The organism is Paenibacillus thalictri, assembly GCF_004307995.1.
Taxonomy (GTDB): domain Bacteria; phylum Bacillota; class Bacilli; order Paenibacillales; family NBRC-103111; genus Paenibacillus_AF; species Paenibacillus_AF thalictri.
Window position 1 is genome coordinate 456,137 of sequence record NZ_SIRE01000003.1, and the last position, 12,829, is coordinate 468,965.

13 protein-coding genes are annotated in these 12,829 nt (G+C 49.6%); 9 read left to right on the plus strand and 4 right to left on the minus strand.

All coding sequences use genetic code 11. The annotated features are described in order from the left end of the window. Nucleotides 1-12 precede the first annotated feature (12 nt). The 3 genes from EYB31_RS04290 (at nucleotide 13) to EYB31_RS04300 (ending at nucleotide 3,074) form a co-directional block, all read left to right on the plus strand. Nucleotides 13-615 carry a rhomboid family intramembrane serine protease gene (locus EYB31_RS04290; protein WP_131012021.1) on the plus strand — a complete coding sequence of 201 codons (603 nt, stop codon included), beginning with the start codon at nucleotides 13-15 and terminating at the stop codon, nucleotides 613-615. Nucleotides 616-700: 85 nt separating this feature from the next. Next, the gene (gene gltC / locus EYB31_RS04295) at nucleotides 701-1,594 is read left to right on the plus strand and encodes a glutamate biosynthesis transcriptional regulator GltC (RefSeq protein WP_131012022.1); all 894 of its coding nucleotides are present in this window, start codon (nucleotides 701-703) and stop codon (nucleotides 1,592-1,594) included. A gap of 169 nt (nucleotides 1,595-1,763) precedes the next feature. After that, nucleotides 1,764-3,074 carry a globin-coupled sensor protein gene (locus tag EYB31_RS04300; protein WP_131012023.1) on the plus strand — a complete coding sequence of 437 codons (1,311 nt, stop codon included), beginning with the start codon at nucleotides 1,764-1,766 and terminating at the stop codon, nucleotides 3,072-3,074. 76 nt (nucleotides 3,075-3,150) lie between these two features. Here the strand turns inward: EYB31_RS04300 and EYB31_RS04305 are convergent, their stop codons facing one another. After that, a complete protein-coding gene (locus tag EYB31_RS04305; protein WP_131012024.1) occupies nucleotides 3,151-3,351 on the minus strand; it encodes a hypothetical protein in 201 nt (66 codons plus the stop codon). A 294-nt stretch (nucleotides 3,352-3,645) separates the two neighbouring features. On the opposite strand from EYB31_RS04305, the gene EYB31_RS04310 reads away from it, so the two are divergent. The 4 genes from EYB31_RS04310 (at nucleotide 3,646) to murI (ending at nucleotide 7,692) form a co-directional block, all read left to right on the plus strand. After that, entirely contained in the window at nucleotides 3,646-4,728 is a 1,083-nt protein-coding gene (locus EYB31_RS04310) for an HD-GYP domain-containing protein (RefSeq protein WP_131012025.1), read from the plus strand. Nucleotides 4,729-4,886: 158 nt separating this feature from the next. After that, nucleotides 4,887-5,573 (plus strand): FHA domain-containing protein, encoded by a 687-nt coding sequence (locus EYB31_RS04315; protein ID WP_131012026.1) that lies wholly within the window; start codon nucleotides 4,887-4,889, stop codon nucleotides 5,571-5,573. Between the two features lie 9 nt (nucleotides 5,574-5,582). After that, on the plus strand, nucleotides 5,583-6,890 hold the full coding sequence (gene murA / locus EYB31_RS04320) for a UDP-N-acetylglucosamine 1-carboxyvinyltransferase (RefSeq protein WP_131012027.1): 1,308 nt from the start codon (nucleotides 5,583-5,585) through the stop codon (nucleotides 6,888-6,890). A 4-nt stretch (nucleotides 6,891-6,894) separates the two neighbouring features. Continuing rightward, nucleotides 6,895-7,692 carry a glutamate racemase gene (gene murI / locus EYB31_RS04325; RefSeq protein WP_131012028.1) on the plus strand — a complete coding sequence of 266 codons (798 nt, stop codon included), beginning with the start codon at nucleotides 6,895-6,897 and terminating at the stop codon, nucleotides 7,690-7,692. A gap of 57 nt (nucleotides 7,693-7,749) precedes the next feature. On the opposite strand, the gene coaA is transcribed toward murI, so the two are convergent. From coaA to EYB31_RS04340, 3 genes are all read right to left on the minus strand, one after another. Next, nucleotides 7,750-8,673: a type I pantothenate kinase gene (gene coaA / locus EYB31_RS04330; RefSeq protein ID WP_131012029.1), complete on the minus strand. Its 924-nt coding sequence runs from the start codon at nucleotides 8,671-8,673 to the stop codon at nucleotides 7,750-7,752. Between the two features lie 85 nt (nucleotides 8,674-8,758). Then, a complete protein-coding gene (locus EYB31_RS04335; RefSeq protein ID WP_131012030.1) occupies nucleotides 8,759-9,445 on the minus strand; it encodes a zinc metallopeptidase in 687 nt (228 codons plus the stop codon). 22 nt (nucleotides 9,446-9,467) lie between these two features. Continuing rightward, nucleotides 9,468-9,899, minus strand: coding sequence for a MerR family transcriptional regulator (locus tag EYB31_RS04340; RefSeq protein ID WP_131012126.1), 432 nt, complete (start codon nucleotides 9,897-9,899; stop codon nucleotides 9,468-9,470). Nucleotides 9,900-10,235: 336 nt separating this feature from the next. Between EYB31_RS04340 and EYB31_RS04345 the strand changes: the two genes are divergently transcribed. Both EYB31_RS04345 and EYB31_RS04350 read left to right on the plus strand, forming a co-directional pair. Continuing rightward, a complete protein-coding gene (locus EYB31_RS04345) occupies nucleotides 10,236-11,633 on the plus strand; it encodes an ammonium transporter (RefSeq protein ID WP_131012031.1) in 1,398 nt (465 codons plus the stop codon). An 81-nt stretch (nucleotides 11,634-11,714) separates the two neighbouring features. Next, complete coding sequence (locus EYB31_RS04350) at nucleotides 11,715-12,782, plus strand: DUF294 nucleotidyltransferase-like domain-containing protein (protein ID WP_131012032.1); 1,068 nt, start codon at nucleotides 11,715-11,717, stop codon at nucleotides 12,780-12,782. The last annotated feature ends 47 nt before the right edge of the window (nucleotides 12,783-12,829 follow it).

Consider the following 12,829-nt stretch of genomic DNA (forward strand, 5'->3'; position numbering starts at 1 on the left):
GGAGAATCCCCCTTGTTATTTTTGCGGAATGAAAAATTTTCGGATTACATCCGGCTTTATCCGATTACTTCGCTGATCTTGACGGTTAACATAGGCTTGTTCATCGCGATGACGCTGCTTGGCGGTTCTCAGAACCAGGAGACGCTGCTCCGGTTCGGGGCCCTTGTCAATGATCCGCCGTTTATTTCCGAATATTGGCGGTATATCGCTTCCTGCTTTTTGCATATCGGGTTTGACCATCTGTTGTTTAATATGTTTTCGGTGCTCGTATTTGCGCCTCCGTTGGAGCGGCTCCTGGGTAAAGCGCAATATACGCTGTTATACCTCGGAAGCGGCTTTCTAGGCAACGTAGCGAGTGTGCTGCTATCGCAGAAGGTGCTGCTGTCTGCAGGCGCTTCTGGGGCGATTTACGGCGTTTACGCGGCTTATATTTTTCTGGGGCTGTTTCGCAGGCAGATGCTTGATCCGTCCTCACGCAAAACAATTTATATTGTTGTGGGCATTGGGGTCGTGTATTCCATCTTTATGCCGCAAATTAATTATTACGGGCATCTGGGCGGTTTTGTCGGGGGATTTATTTTATTCTGCATGATGAGACTGCGGATTCGGGGTTAACCGCTAACGTTCTTGCAGCCGCTTGCTTATGAAATATTGCAAATGACAAGTACGTATTTACAGATTAGGTTGGAGGTTTTTGTGTTTGGAACTGCGACAGCTTCAATATTTTGCGAAAGTGGCAAAAAAACAGCACGTCACGCAAGCTTCGGAGGAGCTGCATATCGCCCAATCGGCGGTTAGCCGGCAAATCCATCAACTGGAAGAAGAATTGGGCGTACAGCTGTTCGTGCAAAAGGGACGCAAGCTGCAGCTGACGCCTGTCGGCAAGCTGTTTTTAAACAGAGTGGAAGAAATATTGGCTTCGCTGGATCGCGCGGTCAACGAAGTGCATGAGTTCATGGATCCGGAAGCCGGCGAAATCAGAGTCGGCTTTCCTCACAGTCTCGGCATTTATTTTCTGCCGACGGTTGTCGCGCATTTCCGCAAAAGCCATCCGGGTGTCAAATTCCGCCTACGGCAAGGCACGTTTAACAGCTTGATCCGCGACGTGATGAAAGGCGAGATCGACCTGGCCTTTATTTCTCCTTTTCCTGAAAAACACGATCATGTGACCGGGGAGCTGCTGTTGCAGGAGGAGCTTTATGCCATCTTGCCGGTAGGGCATCCTCTCGCGCAACTGGAGTCGATTAAGCTGAATCAATTAAAAGATGAGCCGTTTGTCATGTTCAGCGATGAGTATTCGCTGCGGACGATCGTGCTGGACGCTTGCTCAAGCGCCGGATTTACCCCCAAGATCGATTTTGAAGGTGAAGAAACCGATACGATTCGCGGTTTGGTGGCCGCGGGGATGGGAGTCAGTCTGCTGCCGGAGATGGCGTTAACCGAGATCAGCCAGCTGCATCCGGCAAGAGTTCGTGTTGTGGAGCCGCAAGTCACACGCAGCGTCGGATTGATTCATCGTTCCGGCGAAAAACTTCCGCTTGTGGCTGAAGTGTTCCAGCGTTTTTTGCTGGAATTTATTAAAGAAATGAAGTAATGAATACCTAGGCATATTGGAATAATGTGACTATAATCATAGGAATTACCTCCTGGTTTTGTTTTAATGAGTGTATCTGGGCGCTGACATGACACAATGGACAGGCTTCGCGGCGGGACATGGCGGGTTCGGATATATGGAATAAACAAAATGCGGAGGTCAGCTAGGAATGAAACGTTGGTTTGCCAAGCTATATTCCGGGACGGAAAGCGAAGCCGCAAGAAAGCCTGGCGCTTTCGACTACGGTCTGGTGAAAATGGAAGTGAGCGGAGAGGACACGGTCAATCAGATTCGGATGATCGATTTGACTGTAGCCGATCTGGCCTATATCCGCAGCGTCAAGCCCCTTATTGAGCAGCATATTGAAGAGATCGCCGGCACCTTTTACGTCAAGGTGCTGCAAGTGAAAGAGCTTAACTCCATTATTGTAGGACACAGCACGGTAGATCGTCTGATCAGCACGCTGAAGAAACATGTGCTGGAGATGTTCGATGGGGTCGTGGACGAATCGTTTATTGCGAAGAGAACGATCATCGCGGAGGTTCACGTTAAGGTCGGACTGGAGCCGAAATGGTACATCGGCGCCTTTCAGAATCTGCAAAATGCGATTCTGCGCGTATTGCACGATAACGTGCCCCGCAATGAATATATGGAGATTAGCCTGGCCGTTACCAAGCTGCTTAATTTTGAACAGCAGCTTGTGCTGGAAGCCTACGAGAAACAATATTTGGGTAAAGTCAACGCTCAATACGATAAAATAAAAGCCGAGGTTAAAGCGAGCATTTACGGCGTCAGTGCAGAGCTTGCCGCGCTTACCGAACAAACGGCCGCCTCGATACAGGAACTGCTGGCCAGCAGCAACGAAGTGAACGGCTCCGTCCAAGCCACAACCTTAAACTCGGAGCGGGTGCAGCAATTCTCGCATGGCGGCGCCGCCCACATTAACGCATTGGAAGCGCAAATTGCCACGATATTCAACAAAGCCGTGGAGATGGAGCAATCGCTGCTTCAGTTGGAAAGCTACTCCGCTAACATTTCGCAGATCGTTCAAATGGTCCGCGAGCTTGCCGATCAAACCAACTTGCTTTCATTAAATGCGGCGATCGAAGCGGCCAGAGCCGGGGACGAGGGAAGAGGTTTTTCGGTGGTAGCCGATGAAGTGCGCAAGCTGTCGGTGCAGACAAAGAAGTCGATAGCGGCGATCTCCAGCAATATGGCCGGATCGGCGCAGCTGCTTCAGGACGCCGTTCAGAAAGTATGCGCCGTCAAAACCTCCGTTGAGAACGGCAAGCAGATTGCAATAGACACCAAGCAGGTTTTCCAAGCGATCGTCGAGTCGACGGACCACAGCATCAGCAGAATCAAGCGGGTCGAAAGCGAGGTGGCGATGCTGGTCAAATCGATTGGCGAAATTAGTGCAGCTTCGGAAAAAGTAACATCCTCCGCCGAAACGCTTCATCATACAGCCGTCCATTTCTAATCTGACTCCGGACTGCCTTATTTGGTTTTCAAAAAAACAGCCTCCTTAAGCTGTACGCTTGGAGGCTGTTTTTACGTCATGCCTTGGCATAAACAAATCTGCATATTTCCCTGAAGTAATAGTGATCGTTAATTTTGATCGCTTCATTCGTAATTTCCATTATGATTCCGCTGCCTACCAACTCGCTTCCATGAAAAGCAAGAACGGGTGTTTGATTAATTGCGGCGGTGTGCAGATGGATCGTACTGGTCAATTCCTTGAACTTTCTTTTTTTCAATTTTGTCACCTCATTCGCCATAGTTCGACGTCGAATCGGAAATTCCTGTTTAATTCAAATTAATTTTATTAAAACATTTTAAAGTCCTTAGTTTTATTTCTTTACTTTGTACCTTGATTAAGCGCTTATGCCGCTTAAAAAGGGGCCTGATTTGAAGTTTTTTTTAGAAAAAATATTGAAAAATAATTTTAAACGACAAGATTCTACAATTTCTTTAGATATTTTTTAATATAATATGGTTAGTCCTTTGGTACTACGATGAATAATGTCTACCCGGCAGAAGGGGGGATTCCAGTGAGAAAGGTTCATATTAGCTTCGCCAAGCAAGGAGATGTCCTTGCCAGACCGGTCTTATCTGCGAATGGCTCCAACTTGATCGGGGTTGGAGTGAAACTGACAGACCGGTACATTGAGCGCCTGCAATCTTATGGCGTAGATTACCTCTTCTTAGAGGATCGACATACGACTGATATTTTTCCGGAGGAAATTGTCAGGGACGAAACTAGAAAAAAAGCAATCGAAACCGTCTATAAAACTATGGTTGATCTCACATCCTCCCCTAGTGTCAAGAATAAAGCGATTTCTAAAGATATGGGCCTTACTTATCAGAAAATATTTTCTGAAATATTAACTGACTTGACCAGCAACAGGGGACTCATGGTTAGCTTGTCCAACCTGCATGTCAAAGAGGGATATTTGTTTCATCATTCCGTCAATGTCGGGATCCTGGCAGGAATTATGGGCATGGCCAAAGGTTATAATCGCATTCAACTCACTGAGCTTGGCGTAGGGGCCCTGTTGTTTGATATCGGAATGACGGTGTTTCCCGATGAGCTGTGGCAGAAAAATACCGATTTTACCGGAGAGCAGCGGGAGCGGATCAAGAAACATACGGAAGAGGGCTTCAATTTGCTGCGCAAGCAGTTTGATGTCTCGTTATTGTCCGCGCATTGCGCGCTGCAGCATCACGAGCGCTATGACGGTACCGGTTATCCGCGTGGGCTCAAGCAGGACGAAATTCACGAGTATGCCCAAATCGTAGCCATTGCCGATGTATACGATGCGCTGACTTCGCCGCGTCCTTACCGTATCGGATATTCTCCGGGTGAAGCGATCGAATTTCTTTACGCCAACGGCAACCAATGGTTTAATGTCGAGCTGATCAAAATTTTTTGCAGCCATATTGCCGTATATCCGATCGCTACGACCGTGCAATTAAATACCGGGCAAATCGGAGTTGTAACGGCGCTGAATGCGTCCGCCTCGCATAGACCGATTGTTAGAATCATCCAGGAACCGGGCGGCCACCCCGTATATTCCGCTTATGAAATCGATTTGCAGAAACAAATGAATATCACGATTGCCAGAACGATATAGCTGCCTCCGGAGCAGCTTTTTTTGTTGTTACTTGGTCATTGGCGGGGCGTCAGTCTGTTGTGACTGTTGAATCATTTTGTTTATGGTTAAGATGAGGTATTATGGGGAGGTAACATTTATTTAGAACAATCGGGGTTTGGAAGGATGGAGGTATCGGCTTGGAGACGTTTGCTTGTCTTTACATAATCAGGGGAGAGCCATACCGACCGGGCACCTGCGTCAATCTATCGGCGGAGGAAACCGTTGCCGGACGTTCATCCAAACATTCTTCACCGGATATATCATTTAGCAATGCGTTTATATCCCGCAAACATTTTATGATCCGCAAAGAACAAGGGCGAGCGGTTCTTTACGATATGGGGAGCCGGCACGGTACGGAGGTCAACGGCAATCGGTTGCCGGAGAATACGCCATACCGCCTGCAATCGTCGGACATCATCAAATTGGCTAAGGGCATGATTGTTATCCATTTTTCTTATATATTTGAAGACCAGACGCTTGAGTTCGAGCCGATGCTGAATACAGAGCGGCTGCATGCGATAGAAGAGCCGATTGTGATCCATTGGGAGAAAAGGGAATGCATCGTAGAAGGCAAGAAAATTACGATGTCCGAGAAAGAATACAGCCTTATGAAGGTGCTGTTCGATAACGCCAACCAACTGGTGCCGGTAGAAGATATCAAAAGGAATGTGTGGCCTGAACGCAGCGCCGGACCGGACGGCGCTCCCGATGTCAGCATCGATGAATTGAACGCGCTGGTCTACCGTATCCGCAAAAAATACGGCAAGCATTCCTTCATCATCAGCGCTGTCCGCGGCAGCGGGTACATTTTGGAGAAAGATTGAGGGGCGCTTATGAATGCAAAAACGATCCATGTAGCAACGTCGGGACCGCTAAACGGCACAGTCACGATTCCCGGCTCCAAAAACAGTTCGCTTGCGCTGCTTGCGGCTACGTGTCTTGCTGATTCGCAAGTTGTGCTGGAAGGGGTTCCCGATATTTACGATTTCCGCATCATTACGCAAATCGGCAAAGATATCGGACTTCACATGGAACGCGACAGTTCAGGGGATATCTTGATCGATCCGCGATACATATACAATTCGGTTATCGATCCGGGCTTATCTTCCGCATACCGCGCTTCCTATTACTTTATCGGAGCATTGCTTGCCGGGTTCGGGAAGGTGACGATCGGATTTCCGGGCGGCGATGATTTCAGCTCCAGACCGATAGACCAGCATGTGAAAGCGCTCAGGGCGCTTGGCGCCGAATTCACTTTTTATACGGACCATTATGTGGTGTCGGCCAAGCAGTTGACCGGTGCGGATATTTATTTCGATACGATCACGTCCGGGGGCACCATTAATGCCATGCTGGCAGCCGTGAAAGCCAGGGGCCGCACCTATTTGCGCAATGCGGCGAGAGACCCTGAGGTTGTCGATACGGCAAACTTGTTGAATCAGATGGGGGCAAAAGTATACGGAGCGGGCACGGAGACAATTCGTATCGAAGGTGTTCCGTATTTATCCGGGGTCCGTTATCAGGTCATCCCGGACCGGCTGATTGCCGGCGCATTTCTGATGTCGGCGGGCATTACCGGAGGAACGGTTACGGTGGCGGATGTGATTCCGGAGCATTTGGAAGCTTGTATCGCCAAATTGAAGGAAATCGGGCTCCAGATCGAATGCGGCGAGCAAAGCATCACCGCATACGGGGCATCCCGGCTGAAGCCAAGCCGGGTCAGCACCGATATGTATCCCGGCTTCGCTACGGATTTGCAGCAGCCGCTGACGGCGCTGCTCACGCAAATCCCCGGCAAAAGCATCGTGACCGACCGGGTGTACCCGAAACGGTACAATCACGTGCTGCAGCTCAACCGTATGGGAGCGGATATCGAAATCCGCAAGGATAGCGCGCTGATCCGCGGCGGCCGGCCTTTGCGGGGGGCGCAAGTGCACGCTACCGATGTGCGCGCCGGCACCTGTCTTATTTTGGCCGGACTGGCGGCTGAAGGGGAAACGGTCATTTCCGGTGTGGAACATATCGAAAGAGGTTATGAAGACGCTATCGGACTGTTTCGCGCGATCGGGGCGCCCGTCTGGATGCGAAGCGGCGATATGGGGCAAGGCCAGTTTGCAGAAGATCAATACAATGTAAGGTGATAATATGAGAATTGCCGTTTTTGATTCCGGGCTTGGCGGATTGACGGTGTTGAATGAAGCGGTGCGGCTGCTTCCGAACGAACGTTTTGTCTATTATGCCGACACGCTTCATGTTCCTTACGGCACAAAGCCTAAACATGAAGTGAAACAATATATATTTGAAGCGGTGGAGTCGCTGCGCCGATACGATGTGAAGGCGCTTGTGATCGCCTGCAACACGGCAACCAGCATTGCGGTTAAGGAGCTGAGGGAAACCTACGAATTTCCGATCATCGGGATGGAGCCGGCAGTTAAACCTGCTGTAGAAACAAGCCGGGCCGATAAGCGGCGCGTGCTGGTGACGGCAACGCCGCTGACATTGCGCGAAGCGAAGTTTCAGGAGCTTGTCGCCAAAATCGACGAGGACCATCTGGTCGATTCGCTGCCGCTTCCGGAGCTGGTGCAGTATTGCGAGCGGCTGCAGTTTGACGATGAAATCATTATTCCGTACTTGCGGGATAAACTCGCGGCTTTCAATATGAACGAATACGGGGCGATTGTGCTGGGCTGCACGCATTTTCCGTTTTACCGGGAGCATTTCCGCCGGTTGCTTCCCAGTCATGTCACGATTATGGACGGCAGTGCGGGCACGGTGAAACGGCTGAAGCAAGTGCTGGGAGCGGAAGGGATGCCGGGCGGAACCGGTTCGGGCAACGCCGACATCGTTTGGCTCAGCTCGCAGCAGGAGCCGGGGGAAGTTGTGAAAATGCAGACAGCGATGAAGTTTTTGCAACGCGAACCAAGGCCGCTTTGTTTTGAATGAAGCGGTCTTGATTGCGTTTAGTGCATGCTCCCGAGTCAAATTATGAGAACACTCTCTCTACAGCTTTCTTAAATAAATGTTCCGTATGCTGTGGTCGGCGTCTTTGCGTAAAATGAGCTGTGCCCGCCCCTTGGTCGGCAGGATGTTCTCCGATAAGTTCCGGGAGTTGATTTCCTTCCATATTCGGGTTGCCGTTTGTACGGCTTCTTCTTTGGTTAAGCTGCCGTATTTATGGAAATAGGAAGTTGGGTTGCGAAAAGCGGTATCCCGCAGCATAAGAAACCTTTCGATGTACCACTGTTCGATATCGCGTTCTTGCGCATCCACAAAAATCGAGAAGTCAAAGAAATCGCTCACAAATATTTGAGCTTCTTTATTCACCTGCAGCACATTAATGCCTTCGAGGATTAGAATGTCAGGATTCCTTACAACTTGAACCTCATCTTGCAGAATATCGTAATACAAATGCGAATAAACGGGTGCATGGGCTTCGGCGGCGCCGGATTTGACGGTCGCTATGAATTTCAGCAGCTTCTTGATATCATAACTTTCCGGGAAACCTTTTTTGTTCATCATTCCCCGTTCCTCCAAAACCCGATTCGGATACAAAAATCCGTCGGTCGTTACGAGGTCGACGTTTCGGTGGCCGTCCCATCTGGACAGCAAAGACTGAAGCAGCCGCGAAGTCGTGCTTTTGCCGACGGCGACGCTTCCTGCAATACCGATAATATAAGGCACCTTCTGCGTTTGTTTGCCGTGAAATGCGGTGGAGGCGAGATGCAGCCGTCTGGAGGCTTCCACATATAAGTGGATCAAGCGGGTCAAAGGCAAATACATCTGCTCAACTTCTTGGATGGACACTTGCTCGTTTAACCCTTTCAAATGCTCCAGTTCCGCTTCCGTCATGGGCAGCGGCGTATGATCCCGCAGTGCGGACCAGTCGTTGCGGTCAAATTCGATGTAAAGTGAATGAGGCTTCATGGTGTGCTCGCTTTCTTCTATGTAATTTAAAAGAACCCCCAGCAAATGAGCTTCCATCCGCTGGGGGTTGCTGTTTTTGCGATTGTCAATCGTTGTTGCGGTTGTTGAAAATCATCACATATTTGAGCAGCTCAAGTATGGAAATCAGCGCAGCCGCTACATAGGTGAGCGCCGCGGCGTTCAATACCTTGGCAACCCCGCGCTCCTCCTCGTTGGAGATGTAGCCTTCGGCTACCATCAATTCGCGCGCTCTGCTGCTGGCGTTAAACTCGACAGGCAACGTTACGACTTGGAAAGCAACCGCTGCGGAGAAAAAGATGATGCCAAGACCCAACAAGAAGTTGAACTGCTGGAAAAACAATCCCGCCAAAATCATCAGCGGCGCTACGCCTGAAGCGAAATTGACGACAGGGAACATATTGTGCCGCAGCACCAGCATCGGATAATGCACCTTATGCTGGATAGCATGGCCGACCTCGTGGCATGCCACCGACACGGCGGAGATGGAGCTTTCGTAGTACACCGGCTCCGACAAGCGGACAACGCGCTGAACCGGATCGTAATGGTCGGTCAGTCTGCCCTGCACCGGCTCTACCGGGACGTCGTATAATCCGTTGGCGTCCAGCATCCTGCGTGCGGCTTCGTAACCGGTCATGCCCGATGCGACCGGAACCTCCGACCACTTGTTAAACGTTCCTTTGACCCGAAATGAAGCCCACAATGAAAGTCCAAAGGCAATGAGAATCAAAATGTCCATGGGATGAAAAAACATATGCTTTTCCTCCGTTTCAAAATTATCCTAAGGGACCTTTGCCAAGAAGGAGCAGTAAAGCCTCGATGCAAGCGGCCATGGACGGTGTGAGCATCTTATGAAACCGTTTGGCTTGCGACGGTTTCAGCTGATCCAGGAGCGGGCTGATTTCTTTGGCTTCTTTTTCTAACTGCTGAAGATGGATTTGCAGCGATGTTAGCTTATTTGCCGTGAATTCATCCTGACTCATCCTGCTCCACTGCGACAGGCTCATCTTGATTTCCTCCAGGGTATATTTCTCCCTTTTCAATAATTCAATACGTTTCAAGCGCGTTAAGGTTTCATCGCTGTATAATCGATAATTTGTTCCGGACCTTGTTTCCGGCTCGATAAGTCCCAGCTTCGTATAATAGTCGATCGTTCGCGGATTAACTTCTGAAAGCCTCGCTAACTCCCCAATGCGGTACAGTTTCATATCCCCATCCGATTTCACCCCTCTATTTATTATAGATACTCTTTTGTCTGCTAATTTTATGATACTGAAATCAAACCATACAGTCAAACGTTATGCTTTTTGCGCTTATATATAATGAAGAGATTGAAATGTAAGGGGAGAATATATTACATGTCCGTATTAATCTAGCATCTATTATATTTAAAAACCGAATTATGGGTGGCTTATGTCAGGTTATTTTTCGTATTTTTCAATTTCTTAACGAAAAATCTATTGTCAAACAAGAAAAAGCTGTATATAATGACAATATGAGTTTCATTATATGTTATATAAATTAACATTAAGGATGTGGTCGCCATGTTGAAGAAGTTTTTGTTAAGTTTAGGCATTACTTCAATGCTAGTCCCTGCCTCGTTTGCTTTCGCAGCGGATGATGCAACACCGGCTCAACTGCAAGGAGCTATCGATGCCGTGTGGGTCATGCTCGCTGCGATACTCGTCATTTTCATGCAGGCCGGTTTTGCGCTGCTGGAAGCGGGTTCCACAAGAATGAAAAACGCGGGCCACGTCGCCGGTAAAACTGTACTCACTTTCGGATTATGTGCTATCGCTTTTTGGGCAATCGGCTTTGGTCTCGCCTTTGGCGACGATGGGGGCAACGGCTTTCTGGGAACGACCGGATTTTTTGTAGACGGCTCTGAAGAGCAAGCGAAAGCCGCTTTCGGCGCGTTGTCCGGCTCCGATGTTCCGATCAGCATCAAATTTTTGTTCCAATTGGCGTTTGCCGGCGTATCCTTGGCAATCGCATGGGGCGGTTTTGCAGAAAGAGGCAAACTTCCGGTTTACTTCATCTTCGGCATTTTGTTCACTGTATTGATTTACCCGATCGTTGCTCACTGGGTGTGGGGCGGCGGCTGGCTGGCCAAACTGGGCATGCAGGATTTCGCGGGTTCTACGGTCGTTCACTTGCAAGGTGCGACCGCGGCGCTTGTTGCTACATTGTTGCTTAAACCTCGTATCGGCAAATTCAATAAAGATAAGACGCCAAACCTGATTCCCGGCCACAACCAAGTATATTCCGTCCTAGGCGTTATCATCTTATGGATCGGCTGGTTCGGATTCAACCCGGGTAGTACGCTCAGCGCGATGGGCGACGGGTTCTTCGGATATATCGCATTGACAACCAACCTAGCGGCAGCCGCGGGAGCTGTTGCAGCGATGATTGTTTCTTGGATGTATTTCGGCAAAGCGGACATTCCCAGCATGCTGAACGGCGTTCTGGCGGCACTGGTTGCCATCACGGCTGCTTGCGCATTCGTAACGCCACGCGATGCGGTTATTATCGGCGCAATTTCAGGTATCATCACCTTTTTTACAGCGCAATGGTTTGAGAAAGCAGGGCTTGACGATCCGGTATATGCCTTCTCCGTACACGGTATCGCCGGTATTTGGGGCACATTGTCCACAGGCATTTTTGCAACACCTGAGCTTGCGGCCAAAGTTGGCGTAGGCGGTGCGGGTTTGCTGTATGGCGGCGGTCTTGGACAATTGGGTGTGCAAGCGCTGGGCGTTTTCGGAGCATTTATCTTCGTGCTCGTGCTTTCTTATATTATCCTTGCTATTATTAAAGCAACTATGGGGCTGCGCGTTACGGAAGAAGAAGAAATTGTCGGTCTGGACTTGTCCGAACACGGCACGTACGGCTATCCTGAGCAAATGAAAAAGGCCGCTCAAAGCGCTGCCCAAACGGTTTAATAGCTTATACATTCGTGCCAATGACCGCCGGGCCGAAGCGATATCCGCTTACGGCGGTTGCAGGTAAAGGAGAACCTCGTCATGGAACATTTCTCGATGGAATCAATTTTGGAGCTTATTCATCAAGCAGCTACGTTCGAACGACTGCGCGAGCTCCGGGATAAGATACATGAGGAATTAGGCGAGGGGCTCCTTTTTCCGTATGATCTTGAATGGAACGAAAAGTTGAATACCGCGCACGACGCATTAATTCAGCGTGTTGTATACCTCTCCGAGAAAGAGACAGAGCGGAATGGGATAGGAGCGCCGCCGGTTCCTTATGCATTTGTGTTGTTCGGGAGCGGCGGGAGAAAAGAGCAAACCTTGTGGAGCGATCAGGATAACGGAATTATTTATGCGGAACCGCCGGCGGCAAAAGCGTCGGAAACGGACGAATATTTTAAGCTGTTGAGCGGTTGTATCGAAATGGGGATGTCAATTGTCGGCTATCCTCCTTGCAGCGGGAATGTGATCAGTACAAACGCAAGATGGAGGCAGACGCTGCCGCAGTATTGCAGCATGCTGCTGGAGTGGCTGCAGGAGCCGGAGTGGGAGAATGTGCGGTATTTGCTGATTGTGGCCGACATGCGCTGCGTTTACGGTGACGTGACCTTAGCTGACGCTCTGATCGATCAATTGTACGATTACCGCCAGAAGCACCCGGAGATCTTGTTTCACATGCTGCAAAATACGCTGCATCACAAAATTTCGCTTGGTGTCTTCGGACAGTTGATTAAAGAACGGTACGGCGAAGATGCGGGCGGCGTCGATATTAAATACGGCGCCTACATCCCGATCGTCAACGGCGTGCGTTTGCTGGCGCTGGAGGCGGGGATATGCAGTTCTTCCACCCGGGAGCGTATCGAACGGCTGATTAGCGGCGGATTCGTGGAGGATGAGCTCGGCCATGACTGGCTTGATGCGCTTGCGCTTGTGCTTAAGCTCAGATCGGAGACTCCTTATCAGATGGAACAAGGACAATATACGACCCGCGGCAAACTTCCCGCGGATATGCTGACCAAAGAACGGACCAATGAGCTGAAATTTTGTCTCCGGATTGGAAAGGACTTGCAGAAATACGTGCAAAGCAAAATAAAAGAGCGCGGATAAGCGATGAAAAAACGTTAGAACTAGGGAAGAAGGGTAACTCCATTTAA